The organism is Micromonospora sp. NPDC049366 (genome assembly GCF_044466625.1).
Taxonomy (GTDB): domain Bacteria; phylum Actinomycetota; class Actinomycetes; order Mycobacteriales; family Micromonosporaceae; genus Micromonospora.
Genome location: NZ_JBITMV010000015.1, coordinates 44,979 through 59,273, shown reverse-complemented (window position 1 = coordinate 59,273; position 14,295 = coordinate 44,979). Strand labels below are relative to the sequence as shown.

The 14,295-nt window shown below is 71.8% G+C and carries 12 protein-coding genes; 7 read left to right on the top strand and 5 right to left on the bottom strand.

The genetic code is table 11. The features are described from left to right. Positions 1-49: 49 nt before the first annotated feature. Positions 50-637 (bottom strand): hypothetical protein, encoded by a 588-nt coding sequence (locus ACIBTV_RS21380; RefSeq protein WP_396707360.1) that lies wholly within the window; start codon positions 635-637, stop codon positions 50-52. Positions 638-2,218: 1,581 nt separating this feature from the next. Between ACIBTV_RS21380 and ACIBTV_RS21375 the strand changes: the two genes are divergently transcribed. The 5 genes from ACIBTV_RS21375 (at position 2,219) to ACIBTV_RS21355 (ending at position 6,817) form a co-directional block, all read left to right on the top strand. Continuing rightward, positions 2,219-2,932 (top strand): MSMEG_4193 family putative phosphomutase, encoded by a 714-nt coding sequence (locus ACIBTV_RS21375; protein ID WP_396707359.1) that lies wholly within the window; start codon positions 2,219-2,221, stop codon positions 2,930-2,932. Between the two features lie 131 nt (positions 2,933-3,063). Beyond that, complete coding sequence (locus ACIBTV_RS21370; RefSeq protein ID WP_396707357.1) at positions 3,064-3,636, top strand: DUF3090 domain-containing protein; 573 nt, start codon at positions 3,064-3,066, stop codon at positions 3,634-3,636. Then, entirely contained in the window at positions 3,633-4,451 is an 819-nt protein-coding gene (locus tag ACIBTV_RS21365; RefSeq protein ID WP_396707356.1) for an SCO1664 family protein, read from the top strand. The genes ACIBTV_RS21370 and ACIBTV_RS21365 overlap by 4 nt, the downstream gene beginning before the upstream one ends. 91 nt (positions 4,452-4,542) lie before the next feature. Beyond that, positions 4,543-5,781, top strand: a complete 1,239-nt coding sequence (mshC, locus tag ACIBTV_RS21360; RefSeq protein WP_396707354.1) for a cysteine--1-D-myo-inosityl 2-amino-2-deoxy-alpha-D-glucopyranoside ligase — start codon at positions 4,543-4,545, stop codon at positions 5,779-5,781. A gap of 109 nt (positions 5,782-5,890) precedes the next feature. Beyond that, positions 5,891-6,817, top strand: a complete 927-nt coding sequence (locus ACIBTV_RS21355) for a 2-hydroxyacid dehydrogenase (RefSeq protein ID WP_396707352.1) — start codon at positions 5,891-5,893, stop codon at positions 6,815-6,817. Between the two features lie 34 nt (positions 6,818-6,851). Here the strand turns inward: ACIBTV_RS21355 and ACIBTV_RS21350 are convergent, their stop codons facing one another. Further along, a complete protein-coding gene (locus ACIBTV_RS21350) occupies positions 6,852-7,643 on the bottom strand; it encodes a GntR family transcriptional regulator (protein WP_396707350.1) in 792 nt (263 codons plus the stop codon). Between the two features lie 134 nt (positions 7,644-7,777). Further along, complete coding sequence (locus ACIBTV_RS21345) at positions 7,778-8,647, bottom strand: PAC2 family protein (protein ID WP_396707348.1); 870 nt, start codon at positions 8,645-8,647, stop codon at positions 7,778-7,780. A gap of 261 nt (positions 8,648-8,908) precedes the next feature. Here ACIBTV_RS21345 and metH point away from each other — a divergent pair, with 261 nt between their 5' ends. Beyond that, complete coding sequence (metH, locus tag ACIBTV_RS21340; protein ID WP_396707346.1) at positions 8,909-12,424, top strand: methionine synthase; 3,516 nt, start codon at positions 8,909-8,911, stop codon at positions 12,422-12,424. 43 nt (positions 12,425-12,467) lie between these two features. Here the strand turns inward: metH and ACIBTV_RS21335 are convergent, their stop codons facing one another. Both ACIBTV_RS21335 and ACIBTV_RS21330 read right to left on the bottom strand, forming a co-directional pair. Then, complete coding sequence (locus ACIBTV_RS21335; protein ID WP_396707344.1) at positions 12,468-13,580, bottom strand: tyrosine-type recombinase/integrase; 1,113 nt, start codon at positions 13,578-13,580, stop codon at positions 12,468-12,470. Further along, complete coding sequence (locus ACIBTV_RS21330; RefSeq protein ID WP_396707342.1) at positions 13,567-14,016, bottom strand: helix-turn-helix domain-containing protein; 450 nt, start codon at positions 14,014-14,016, stop codon at positions 13,567-13,569. Before ACIBTV_RS21330 ends, ACIBTV_RS21335 begins: the two co-directional genes overlap by 14 nt. 89 nt (positions 14,017-14,105) lie before the next feature. Between ACIBTV_RS21330 and ACIBTV_RS21325 the strand changes: the two genes are divergently transcribed. Continuing rightward, positions 14,106-14,294, top strand: coding sequence for a helix-turn-helix transcriptional regulator (locus ACIBTV_RS21325; RefSeq protein ID WP_396707340.1), 189 nt, complete (start codon positions 14,106-14,108; stop codon positions 14,292-14,294). Position 14,295 lies beyond the last annotated feature (1 nt).

Genomic DNA, 14,295 nt, shown 5'->3' with positions numbered 1-14,295 from the left:
GCACCCCTGTGGTGGGGTGCCGGCCAGCGGCTGTGGTTCTTGCTGTTGGTCAGCTGTTCCAGTAGTGGGCGACGAGGTCGGCGGCCTGCTGCTCCCACTGGGCGTAGGCGTCCGGGTAGGCCGACACCTGCACCGTCTGGGCGGCTTCGGTCAGCGGCATGTCCTTCCAACCGTCGACCTGCTTGAGGCCCTTGAGGAACGCCTGGGTGGAGTAGATCGGGTCGGTGATCTGCTCCGGGCTACCCCAACCGGAGGAGGGGCGCTGCTGGAACAGGCCCAGCGAGTCGTGGTCGTTACGGTCGCCGAGGTGGCCCAGGTTCTCCAGCTTCGACTCCTGCAGGCTCGTCGCGACCGAGATGACCGCGGCCCGCTCGTCCATGCCCGACTTCTTCGTGGCGGCGATGATCGCCTTCACGTTGCCGACCTGCTCATCGTTGAGGTCGATGTGCGACTGCGCGCCCTGCACACCATGCGGGATCAACTTCGCCGCATCGACCTTGTCGGTCTGCACGACGGCGACGGGCTTCGCGTCCACCGCCGGGGTGGCGGCGTGCGCGGCGATCGGACCACCGGCGATCCCACCGGCGAAAGCCAGACCAGCGATACCAAGAACGCTCTTACGCATGATCGTGTTCATGTCAGAAGCTCCAATGCTCGGGGGAGCCCACACCGACCAGGGGGAAAGGATCGGCACGGGGACGGCACCGGGGAACCGGCGCCCTGAAAAGCAAGGGGGAAAGTCTTGGGTGTGTGGGTCGGCGGTGTGCCTGACCCGACAGGCCCGGGAGCAGAAAGGTTTGCTCACCTGGACCGGATGTTCCGGCGACCGGGTCGAGCCGGGGGGCTCACCGCGCCGGGTCCCTATCCAACGACCGCCAGCCCACCGTCATTCCCGGGGGTCTGCCGATCGCCGGGTCCATGTCCAACGACCCGCGACCCGCCGTCATTCCCGGGGCCCGCCGATCGCCGGGTCCATGTCCAACGACCCGCGACCCGCCGTCATTCCCGGGGCCCGCCGATCGCCGGGTCCATGCTCAACGACCCGCAGCCCACCGTCATTCCCGGGGATCGCCGATCGCCGGGTCCATGTCCAACGACCCGCAGCCCACCGTCATTCCGGGGCTCGCCGATCGCCGGGTCCATGTCCAACGACCGGGGCGGGGCCATCATTCCGGGCCGCTCACCCGCACCCACCAACCCACCGGGCCAGCGGAACCAGGGCTGCTACCTCGGCCGCCAGAGCATGTTCAACGCCCCCGACCCAGCCACCATTCCAACCCCACCGTGGCCCCGACCACAGGACCCCACGCCACAAACCCGACACCCCACCCACCCGAAACCAGACAACCCCCCAACCAACCACCACGCGGACAGACGCGTCCGCAGCGATCCACCCCCGGCGGCGCGAACCCGAGGTTTTGCAGATCTTGGACGATTGAGGCCCCCAGAGGGGCCACAACTCACCAAGATCTACGGCCAGCGTCTCCCGATCCGCCGCATCGTCCGGATCACGGTGCGGGCCTGTTGATCCGCAGCAGGTCTGGGAGAGACGACCGGGCTTTGGGCACCCCGATCCGACCCTCCGGAGCCGGACAAATCCGACTGAACGTCACGGCCGGCACCATGCTTCCCCGCCGTCGGGGCCAACGGGGCCGAGGTGACCCAACACAGGCCCCCCTGAGGCCGAGGTGATCCACACCGTTTCCTTGATGCCGCGCTATCCGGCCGAGCCGGACACCGTGACATCACGAGAAGGGAGTCGATCCTGCTCGGCCCGGCGACCGGTGACATCACGCCTTCCCCGCGAGTGAGCCTCGCGTCGCCCCGGCGGTGGGCAGCGGCTGCCCGTCGAGTCCGCGCCCGACGGCGGCGCGCCCTGCGGATGCGATCTCGGGGTGGCCGAACACCGAGGCCGGCAACGACACGAATGACACCCCGAATCGGGGTCCGTCCCAGATCTGGGGCAGCTTGACAGGCTCGGACCCGATAGGCCGCGATGCGGCTCGGACCCGATAGGCCGCGATGCGGCTCGGACCCCATGGGCCGCGATGCGGCCTGACATGCCGACGCCGACACATCGCATACGGGCCGGACCGGCCCCGAGCCCATACATCCGTCGGCGCCGGAGAAGCCGATCATGCCCTCGCCGGGTGCCCGGGACCGGGCCGGTGGCGCGCCCGACGGGCGGGCCGGTCGCACCGGCCGGCGAGGCCCTAGGGTGGGGACCGTGGCGACCCTTCTGCTTCTGCGACACGGCCGGACGACCGCGAACGCCGACGGCGGGCTGGCCGGCCGGCAACCGGTCGAGCTGGACGAGACCGGTCGGGCGCAGGCCGCGGCGGTGGGCGTACGGCTGCGGGCGCTGCCGCTGGCCGCGGTCGTCACGAGCCCGCTGATCCGCTGCCGGCAGACCCTGGAGCTGGCGCTGCCCGAGGCCGCCCCGGTGGTCGAGGAGGGGCTGATCGAGTGCGGCTACGGCAGCTGGGAGGGGCAGCCGCTGAAGAAGCTGGCCAAGGAGCCGCTCTGGCCGGTGGTCCAGCAGCATCCCAGCGCGGCCGTCTTCCCGGACGGGGAGTCGATGGCGGCGATGGCCGCCCGGGCGGTCGCGGCCGTCCGCTCCTGGGACGCCCGGATCACCGCCGAGCACGGCCCGGAGGCGATCTGGTTGGCGTGCAGCCACGGCGATGTGATCAAGGCCATCGTGGCGGACGCGCTCGGCGTACACCTTGATCTTTTTCAGCGGATCGTCGCGGACCCGGCGTCGGTGACCGCGATCCGCTACACGCCGCTGCGCCCGTTCCTGGTCCGGTTGAACGACACCGGCGGCGACCTGGCGGGCCTGGTCCCGCCGGCGCGCAAGCGGCGTCGGCGGCCGGCCCGACCGGCCGACTCGGACGCCGCCGTGGGCGGCGGTGCCGGGGCCACCGCCTGACGCCGCCCCGGGCCCGGGGAACCACCCCACCTGCGGTGTCGTGAGCCCCGCTACACCGGGGGCCGCCGCCCGGGCGCGATTCGGGTCGGTGGGGTGCGCGGCGCCTCGGCGGGCCGGATAGGGTCGTGGGTATGACCCACCAGGTGCACGCCTTCGAGCCGCCGGAGCGGTTCGTCGCCGGGACCGTCGGGCCGCCGGGGGAGCGCACGTTCTTCCTCCAGGCGCGCGGCGGTGGCCGGCTGGTCAGCGTCGCGCTGGAGAAGGTTCAGGTCTCGTTGCTCGCCGAGAAGCTCGAGGAGCTGCTCACCGAGGCGCAGCGCCGGTTCGGGGTGGAGTTGCCCGAGGCGCCGGTCGCGGCGGGTGACAACGAGCCGCTGGACACACCGGTCGACGAGGAGTTCCGGGTCGGCACCCTCGGGCTCGCCTTCGACGTCGACTCCGCCACCGTGGTGATCGAGGCGATCGCCGCCGGTGAGGCGGAGGCCGAGGTCGAGCTGGACGACGAGGACGAGGACGAGGACGACGACGAGCCGGACGAGGACCTCGACCGGCTGCGCGTCCGGCTGACCCCGCAGGCGACCCGCGAGTTCATCGAGCGGGCCCGCCGGGTGGTCAACGCCGGCCGTCCGCCCTGCCCGCTCTGCGGCCAACCGCTCGACCCCGCCGGGCACCTCTGCCCGCGGCACAACGGTTACCACCGGTGACCTCGTCCGGCATCCAACCCCGCCAGGACGGCAGCGCCGCGCTCCGGTTGCTCCGCGACGGTGACCTGGAGCTGGAAGGTCGGCTGGTCGACGCGTCCAACACCACACTGCGCGGGGTGCTGACGCTGGACGGGATGACCGCCCGCTGCGTCTACAAGCCGGTGCGCGGCGAGCGGCCGCTGTGGGACTTCCCGGACGGCACGCTCGCCGGGCGAGAGGTGTCGGCCTACCTGGTCTCGGCGGCGACCGGTTGGGACCTGGTGCCGCCGACCGTGCTGCGCGACGGCCCGCTCGGGCCGGGCTCCTGCCAGCTGTGGATCGACGAGCCGGACGACGGCGAGCCGCTGGTCGGGTTCGTCCCGGCCGACGAGCTGCCGCCCCGCTGGTTCCCGATCGCGGCGGCGCGGGACGACGACGGCACCCCCTACGCGCTGGCGCACGCCGACGACCCCCGCCTGGCCCGGCTCGCGGTGCTCGACGCGGTGATCAACAACGCCGACCGCAAGGGCGGGCACGTGCTGATCGGCCCGGACGACCGGATCTACGGCGTCGACCACGGCGTCACCTTCCACGTGGAGGAGAAGCTCCGGACGGTGTTGTGGGGCTGGGCCGGCCGTCAGCTGCCGCCCGACGCCGTGGAGATGCTCGACGGGCTGGCCGGGCAGGTCGCCGGCCCGCTGGGCGCGGAGCTCGCCGACCACCTGACGATCAGCGAGATCGCCGAGCTGGCCGCCCGTGTCGACCGGCTGCGGGAGACCGGCCGCTTCCCGCTGCCGCCGCAGGAGTGGCCGGCGGTGCCCTGGCCGCCGATGTGACCTGATCGGTGGGCGGCGCGGCCCCGGCTGTCATGTTGATCACTCGTGGGCCCGGCCTCGTGTCGTCGTACGGCTCGTTAGGCTGGCGGTCATGGAAGCGTGGGCGGGACACGAGGTGCCGCGGCTGCCCGGCAAGGGCAGCCCACTGGCGTTGTACGACTCGGCGCGACAGGGTGTCCACCCGAGCGATCCGACGGATGCGGCGAAGATGTACGTCTGCGGCATCACCCCGTACGACGCGACCCACCTCGGTCACGCCGCCACCATGATCACGTTTGACCTGGTGCAGCGGATGTGGCGTGACGCCGGGCGGCCGGTCCACTACGTGCAGAACGTCACCGACATCGACGACCCGCTGCTGGAGCGGGCGGCGCGCGACGGCGAGGACTGGGTGGTCCTCGCGATGCGGGAGACGGCGCTGTTCCGCGAGGACATGGAGGCGCTGCGGATCATCCCGCCGCAGCACTACGTGGGCGCTGTCGAGTCGATCCCGGACATCGCCGACAAGGTCCAGCAGATGCTCAAGGACGGCTCCGCCTACCAGCTCGACGACGGCACCGGCGACGTCTACTTCGACGTCTCCACCGCGCCCCGGTTCGGCTACGAGTCCAACCTGAGCCGCGAGGAGATGCTGAAGATCTTCCCGGAGCGCGGCGGCGACCCGGACCGCGCGGGCAAGCGCGACCCGCTCGACCCGCTGCTGTGGCGGGGCGCCCGCGAGGGCGAGCCGTCTTGGCCCGGCGGGGACCTGGGGACGGGCCGGCCCGGCTGGCACATCGAGTGCGCGGTCATCGCGCTCAACCTGCTCGGCGACACGATCGACGTGCAGGGCGGCGGCAACGACCTGCTCTTCCCCCACCACGAGGACTCCGCGGCCCACGCCGAGCGGCTGACCGGTGAGGCGCCGTTCGCGCGGCACTACGTCCACGCCGGCATGATCGGCCTGGACGGCGAGAAGATGTCCAAGTCCCGGGGCAACCTCGTCTTCGTGTCCCGGCTGCGCGCCGACAAGGTCGACCCGATGGCGATCCGGCTCGCCCTGCTGGCCGGGCACTACCGCAGCGACCGCTCCTGGACCGACGAGCTGCTGACCGCGGCGCAGGAGCGGCTGGCCCGGTGGCGGCGGGCCGCCGCCGCGCCCGCCGGGCCGTCGGGGATGGAGCTGCTGGCCGGCGTACGCGCACGGCTGGCCGACGACCTCGACACCCCGGGCGCCCTGGCGATCCTCGACGACTGGGCCGAGGCGGCCCTCGCCGACGGGAGCGACGACCCGGCGGCCCCGGCGCTCTTCACCGACACGGTGGACGCCCTGCTCGGCGTACGCCTCTGAGGCCCGGCTCCGCACCTGACACTCGGTTCACCCGTCGAACGGTGTTGACCAGCACATTTGATCTTCGGGACGGGTATCGAGCGGCCTGAATTGGCTACCGTTGCGCGACGTGAAGGTGTGGATCCCCCATAAGACCGGCATTCCGCTTCTCGGCGAATTGCCGGACAGCGTCGTCGTCGAGGTCGCGGACGACCCGGAGAAGCTCCCGTCGTCGCCCGACGGAGTCGAGTTCTGGCTGCCCACGTTTCTCGGCCAGCCTGACGCGCGGCACCTCCTCAGCGCGATGCCGGACCTTCGGGTGGTGCAACTGCCGAGCGCCGGGGCGGAAGCCTGGGTCGACCGGATGCCGGCAGGGGTGACCCTGTGCAACGGCCGCGGGCTGCACGACTCATCCACCGCGGAGTGGGTGGTCACCGGGATCCTGTCGCAGCTGCGCGCCTTCCCATCGTTCCTGCGCGCTCAGGACCGGGGAGTCTGGACGACCGAGCCGTACCTGCCGACCGAGGAACTCGCCGGAAAGCGCGTGCTGATCATCGGTGCCGGCTCGATCGGGTCCGCGGTGGCCGCCCGGCTGGCGCCGTTTGAGGTGGAGTTGACGCTCCTCGCGCGTACCGCGCGGCCGGCCGAGGGGGTGCGTGCGGTCACCGAGCTGCCGCGCCTGCTGCCGGCCGCGGACATCGTGGTCCTGCTGGTGCCCCTCACCGCCGAGACCCGTGGGCTGGTGGACGCCCGATTCCTCACCGCCATGCGGGACGGCGCGATGCTGGTCAACGCGGCCCGTGGCCCGGTCGTGGACTCGGTGGCCCTGTTCGCCGAGCTGTCCACCGGCCGGATCTCTGCGGTGCTCGACGTCACCGATCCGGAACCCCTGCCGCCCGGCGACCCGCTGTGGCACCTGCCGAACGTCCTGATCACGCCGCATGTCGGCGCCCAGGTGCAGGGGCTGCTGCCGCGCGTGTACCGACTGGTGGCCGCGCAACTACGCCGTTACCTGGCGGGTGAGCCGCTGCGGAACCAGGTCGCCCATGGGCGCTGAGCGCGCTGGAGAGCCGGCGGCCGGGTGGCCTCGCTCAGCCCAGGACCAGGCCGGGGTCGGGGTCGGGTTCCGCGGTGGGGGCGGGGATCTGGTACTCCTCCGTGAGGGTGGTCATGGGGCCGGGCCAGGTGGCCTGGGCGACCTCGATCGGCTTGCGCGACCCGTCGTAGGCGACGTGCAGCAGGTGCAGCACCGGCGTGTCCGGGCGGATCTGCAGGGTCTCCGCCTCATCCCGGCTGGGCTGGCGGGCGCTGATCGTGTCGGTCGCCGAGACGTACCGCCGGCCGGTGGCCTCCTCGGCCTCCTGGTAGAGCGGCCGGCCGAACGCCTCGGTCCGCTCCAGGGACGTGCCGGCCGTGTCGGCGGGCAGGAACCAGGAGGCACCCACCTCGACCGGGGAGTCCTCGGTGCGTACGAGGTGGCGGCGGCACAGCAGGTCGGTGCCGTCGGGCACGCCGAACGCGTCGGCCACCTCCGGCGGGGCGGGGGCGCGGCCGACGGAGACGAGTTGCTGCCGGTACCGGGCGGCGAGGTCGGTGTGGTAGCCGCGGAAACCGCCGTACCGGCCGCGGGCGAGGCGGTTGAGTCGGCGCCGGGTGCCGCGGACGTACGTGCCGGAGCCGGGTTTGGTGATGAGGATGCCCTCGACCCGCAGCTGGTCGACGGCGCGCTGCACGGTCTGCTTCGCCACGCCGAACATCTCGGCGATGGCGGGGATGGACGGCAACCGCTCGCCCGGCCCCCAGTCGCCGCGCCGCACCTGCGCCTTGAGCTGTGCGGCGATCTGCCGGTGCGGGAACTCGGCGGCACCCGGATTGATCTGCACACCCGCCTCCTTGATCACATCTAGGTTCCTAGGATGGCGTAGAGGGTGTGTCCCGCGCCACCCCGACACGCAGAGACGACCGGGCCCCGGGACGAAGTGTCCGTCCCGGGGCCCGTTGTGACAGCGGGAGTGCGCTACCAGGAGCCGGCGGTCGGGCCGGCCGACCCGCCACGGCGGCGCAGGTACTTCTCGAACTCCTGGGCGATCTCGTCACCGGTCAGCGGGGTGATGCCCGCGTCGCCGACCCGTTCCTCCAGCTCACGCACGTACTCGCCGAGCTCCGCGTCCTGCTCGGCGGCGTTGCGCACCCGCTGCTCCCACTCGGCGGCCTCCTCGGCGAGGTCGGCCATCGGCACCGGCAGGTCGAGCACCTCCTCGACCCGGTGCAGCAGGGCCAGCGTCGCCTTCGGGCACGGCGGGTTGTTCGCGTAGTGCGGCACGTGCACCCAGAACGACACCGCGTCGACTTCGGCGCGGGCGCACGCGTCGTGCAGCACGCCGACGATGCCGGTCGGACCGTCGTAGCGGGTGGGGGTCAGCTGGTAGCGCTCGGCGGCCTTGGCGTCGGAGGCGCTGCCGCTGATCGGCAACGGCCGGGTGTAGGGCACGTCGGCCAGCAGCGCGCCGAGCAGCACCACCCGCTCCACCTCCAGGCTGTGGCAGATCTCCAGCACCTGTTCGCAGAACGTGCGCCAGCGCATGCTCGGCTCGATGCCCCGGATCAGCACCACGTCGCGTTCGGTGCCCTCGGGGCTCGCCACCATGAACCGCGTGGTCGGCCACTCGACCCGGCGGGTCTCGCCCTCGGCCATCGTGATCGTCGGCCGGCTCACCTGGAAGTCGTAGAAGTCCTCCGGGTCGAGCTCGGCGACCTGCCGGGCCTGCCAGACCTGCTCCAGATGCTCCACCGCGGCGGTGGACGCGTCCGCGGCGTCGTTCCAGCCCTCGAACGCGGCGATGGCCACCGGAGACCGCAGCACCGGCAGCCCGTCGAACTCGGTCACGCCGTCACCTCGCCCTGCTCGTGGCGGACACCGTCGGGGCGGGGCCCGGCCGTCCGCCCCCGGTGCACCGTGGCGTCCCTGTAGTCCTTCACGTCCGTCAGCCTACGTGCCGGGCCGGGACGGGGCCCGTCGGCCGCGCCGGACGGCCCCCGGGACAACCCGCCAGAGGGGCTCCAACCGGACAAGGTGATCCCGCTGACACAATGTGGGAAGGCGCGTCGCGCGGCGAACGACCGGCCGGCGCCGCACTAACCTGAACCCGTGCGGACTTCCTTGCTCGACGTGCTGGCCGATCGGATCCTCATCGCCGATGGGGCGATGGGCACGATGTTGCAGGCCGCCGACCTCGGCCTGGACGACTTCGACGGGCTTGAGGGCTGCAACGAGATCCTCAACGTGACCCGGCCGGACGTGGTGCGGGGGGTGCACGAGGCCTACCTGGCCGCCGGCGCGGACTGCGTGGAGACGAACACGTTCGGCGCCAACCTGCCGAACCTCGGCGAATACGACATCCCGCACCGGATCCGGGAGCTGTCCGAGGCCGGCGCCCGCCTCGCCCGGGAAGCCGCCGACGCCTACAGCACGCCCGAGCGACCCCGTTTCGTGCTCGGCTCGATCGGCCCGGGCACGAAGCTGCCCACCCTCGGCCACGCCCCGTACGCGGAGCTGCGGGACGCGTACCAGGAGAACGCGGCCGGCCTGATCGAGGGCGGTGCGGACGCGCTGATCATCGAGACCTGCCAGGACCTGCTCCAGGTCAAGGCGGCGATCGTCGGGTCGAAGCGGGCGATGGCCGAGCTCGACCGGGTCGTGCCGATCATCTGCCACGTCGCCGTGGAGACCACCGGCACGATGCTGGTGGGCAGCGAGATCGGGGCGGCCCTCGCGGCGATCGAGCCCCTCGGGGTGGACCTGATCGGGCTGAACTGCTCGACCGGCCCGGCCGAGATGGGCGAGCACCTGCGCTACCTCGCGCAGCACTCGCGCATCCCGGTGTCGGTGATGCCGAACGCCGGCCTGCCCGTGCTCACCGCCGACGGGGCATACTTCCCGCTCACCCCGGTGGAGTTGGCCGACGCGTTGGAGCGCTTCGTCACCGAGTACGGCGTCGGGCTCGTCGGTGGGTGCTGCGGCACCACGCCGGAGCACATCCGGGTGCTGGCGGAGCGGCTGCACGGCACCGGCCCCGCCCCGCGTACGCCCCGGCACGAGGCCGGTGTCTCATCGGTCTACCACCCGGTGCCGTTCGCCCAGGACGCCTCGGTGCTGATGGTGGGGGAGCGGACCAACGCCAACGGTTCCAAGGCGTTCCGCGAGGCGATGCTCGCCGAGGACTGGCGGGCGTGCGTGGAGATCGCCCGCAGCCAGGCCCGGGACGGCTCGCACCTGCTGGACCTCTGCGTGGACTACGTGGGCCGCGACGGCACCCGCGACATGCGGGAACTGGCGGGCCGGTTCGCCACCGCGTCCACGCTGCCGATCATGTTGGACTCCACCGAGCCGGCGGTCATCGAGGCCGGGTTGGAGATGCTCGGCGGCCGCTGCGTGGTCAACTCGGTGAACTTCGAGGACGGCGACGGCCCCGACTCCCGGTACGCGCGGGTGATGCCGGTCGTCAAGGAGCACGGCGCGGCCGTGGTGGCGCTGCTCATCGACGAGGAGGGGCAGGCGCGCACCCGCGACTGGAAGGTCCGCGTCGCGGTCCGGTTGATCGAGGACCTGACCGGGCGGTGGGGGCTGGACCGGTCGGACATCCTCATCGACGCGCTGACCTTCCCGATCGCCACCGGCCAGGAGGAGACCCGCCGCGACGGCATCGAGACCATCGAGGCGATCCGGGAGATCGCCCAGCGCTACCCGGGGGTCAACTTCACCCTCGGCATCTCGAACATCTCCTTCGGCCTCAACCCGGCCGCCCGGCAGGTGCTCAACTCGGTGTTCCTGCACGAGTGCGTCCAGGCCGGTCTGACGTCGGCGATCGTGCACGCCAGCAAGATCCTGCCGATGTCGAAGATCCCGCAGGAGCAGCGTGAGGTGGCGCTGGACCTGGTCTACGACCGGCGCCGCGAGGGCTACGACCCGGTGCAGCGGTTCATCGAGCTGTTCGAGGGCGTCGACGCGGCGTCGGCGCGGGCCGGGCGGGCCGAGGAGTTGGCCGCGCTGCCGCTGGACGAGCGGCTCAAGCGGCGCATCATCGACGGTGAGCGCACCGGCCTGGAGGCCGACCTGGACGCGGCGATGGCCGGCGGCCGCTCCCCGCTGTCGATCATCAACGACATCCTGCTCGACGGGATGAAGGTCGTCGGGGAGCTGTTCGGCTCCGGCCAGATGCAGCTGCCGTTCGTGCTCCAGTCCGCCGAGGTGATGAAGAGCGCCGTGGCGTACCTGGAGCCGCACATGGAGGCCGTCGAGGACGGCGGCAAGGGCCGCATCGTGCTGGCGACCGTGCGCGGCGACGTGCACGACATCGGCAAGAACCTGGTGGACATCATCCTGTCCAACAACGGCTACGAGGTCGTGAACATCGGCATCAAGCAGCCGATCAACGCGATCCTCGACGCCGCCGAGGAGCACCGCGCCGACGCGATCGGCATGTCCGGCCTGCTGGTCAAGAGCACGGTCATCATGAAGGAGAACCTGGCCGAGATGGCCAGTCGCGGGGTCGCGGACCGCTGGCCGGTCCTGCTCGGTGGCGCCGCGCTCACCCGGGCGTACGTCGAGGACGACCTGCGGTCGATGTTCCCCGGGCAGGTCCACTACGCGCGGGACGCCTTCGAGGGTCTGTCCCTGATGGACAAGGTGATGACCGCCAAGCGGGGCGGCGCGCCGGTCGTCGACCCGGAGCGGGAGGCGGCCCTGGCCGCGCGGCGGGCCCGCCGGGAGCGGCAGCGCGCCATGGTCACCGAGGCGCTGCCGGAGCTCACCGACGCCTCGGTGCGCTCGGACGTCGCCCGGGACGTGGAGGTGCCCGCCCCGCCGTTCTTCGGCACCCGGGTCGTCAAGGGCGTACCCCTCGCCGACTATGCCGCGCTGCTCGACGAGCGGGCCACGTTCCTCGGCCAGTGGGGGCTGCGCGGCTCGCGCGGTGGGCAGGGCCCGTCGTACGAGGAGCTGGTGGAGACCGAGGGGCGGCCGCGGCTGCGGTACTGGCTGGACCGGCTCATCTCCGACCAGGTGCTCGAAGCGGCCGTCGTGTACGGCTACTTCCCCGCGTACAGCGAGGGCAACGACCTGGTGGTGCTGGACGAGAACGGGCAGAGTGAGCGGGCCCGGTTCTCGTTCCCCCGCCAGCGGCAGGAGCGCCGGCTCTGCCTGGCCGACTTCTTCCGCCCCCGCGGTGAGGAGCTGGACGTGGTGGCCCTGCAGCTGGTCACGGTGGGTCAGCCGATCAGCGAGTACACCGCGAAGCTGTTCGCCCGCAACGAGTACCGCGACTATCTGGAGGTGCACGGGCTGTCCGTGCAGCTCACCGAGGCGCTCGCCGAGTACTGGCACCGGCGGGTCCGCAGCGAGCTGGCCCTGCCCGGCGGCCGTACGGTGGCCGACGACGACCCGGCCGACCTGGCCGGCCTGCTGCGCACCGACTACCGGGGCTGCCGCTACGCGTTCGGCTACCCGGCCTGCCCCGACCTGGAGGACCGGGCGAAGATGGTCGACCTGCTCGGCGCGGAGCGCATCGGTGTGCAGCTGTCGGAGGAGTTCCAGCTGGTCCCGGAGCAGGCCACCGACGCGATCGTGGTCCACCACCCGGAGGCGAGCTACTTCAACGCCAAATAGGCCCCAGAGAGATCAGCAGCCGCTCTACCTGCGACAACGGAGATCACGCTTCCTTCGTGGGGCGCATCTGGGGCACATCAGGTCCGAGCAGGTCGTCGATAGCCTGCCGGGTCCGGTCCTCATCGTCCGGCCAGAGGTGACTGTACGTATTCAGGGTCATCGCGGCGTTGGCGTGGCCGAGCCGGGTGGCAACCACCTTCGGGTTGAGCCCGGCTCGGATCAGTGCCGACGCGAAGAAGTGCCGTAGGTCGTGCATCCCGACGCCCGAAAGCCCGGCCGCCTCGGTGGCCTTCCGCCAGACCGAGGCGTTGAACCCGCTCCGCGCCAGCGGCACGCCGGCCGCACTGGTGAAGACGAACCGGTCCGGCTCGGCCGCCGGGTACGCCGCCAGGTGCGCGGCCAGCGTCTCGGTGACCACCCTGCCGACCGGCACCGTCCGGTAGCTCGCCCGGTTCTTCAACGGCCCGACCACCACGCCGCCGCCGGGCGTCGGCTGCACCTGCCGCTCTACGGTGACCGTCCGGCGGAGGAAGTCGACATCGGGCACCTGCAAGCCGAACAGCTCACCCTGCCGCAGCCCGGTCGCCGCGGCGACGACCACCAGGGCGCGATGCCGGCCCGGCATCGCCGCCGCCAGTTGGTCGACCTGCTCGACGGTCAGCGGCACGATCTGCTCGCGTGGCCGCTCCGGCATCTTCACACCGGCGGCCGGGTCGCGGCCGATCACCCGGTCATGCACCGCCGTCTTGAAGATGGCCCGCACCGTCGCGTAGACGGTCCGGACCGAGCCGGGGGAGAGGTTCGCCGACAGCCCCGTCACGAACGCCTGTAGCTCGCTGGGGCGGATCGCAGCCATCGGCCGGGAACCGAGCACCGGGTAGACGTGCTTCCCGAGCTGGGAGAGCGTACGGGCGGCCGTGTTCGGCCGGTGAGGCTGCGCCAGGCGCCACGCCTCGGCGTACTCGCGGAACGACTTCCGACCGGCGGCCGGGTCGACGTACGTCCCCACGTTCAGGCTGTGCTCGACCTCGGCGCGGAACTTGTCGGCGTCAACTTTCCGCGCGAACGACTTCTTCCGCTGCGCGCCCGCCTCGTCCCGCCAGCGCACCAGCCATGGCCGCGGGCGCCCGTCGTCGCGCTTGTCAACGCTCGCCATCTCGCTCCTTAGCGCGCCGCTCGTGGGCCGCCTTCAGTGCGCCGTAGATGGAGCTGAAGTCGCTTCCGGCGATCTTGCTGAAGTAGGTGTCCATGTCCTGCTCGCCGACCGGCTTCCGACCGCGGATCCACTCCCGTGCATCCTCGGCGGAGATGGCCAGGCCGGGCGTTGGGGCGTAGGGGGGCGGGTCCTGCTCCGTCGGCACCATCAGGTTGACCGGCGCCACGTCGAGCACGTAGGCCAGCGCGAACAGCTCTTCAACGCTGACGCTCGCACGGCGGCCGTTCTCGAGGTTGGCAACGACCGACCGATCCCAGGGCGTACCCACCCGAGCCAGTTCCTCCGCAAGCCGCTGAGCGGACCACCCCCGGCCCTTGCGCAGCTCCCGGACGCGATCGGCGATGACGCGGTGAGGCGTCGCTGATGTCTGTGTCACGAGAGCACATTAGCGAGTGAACTTGACACAGAGCAAGAACCGGCACAAGATGCTGTCAACTCACGAACTTGCGCGATAGGAGCACAACGGTGGGCGACAGTCGCAGACTCGCAACCCCGGAAGAGGTGAGCGAGTACCTGACCGTTCCGGTGGCCACGCTCTATCAGTGGCGGCACCGCGGCATCGGTCCCCGCGCGTCAAAGGTCGGCCGCCACCTGCGGTACCGGTGGCCCGACGTCGAGAAGTGGCTCGATGAGCAGTCAAAGGTGGCTGCCTGAG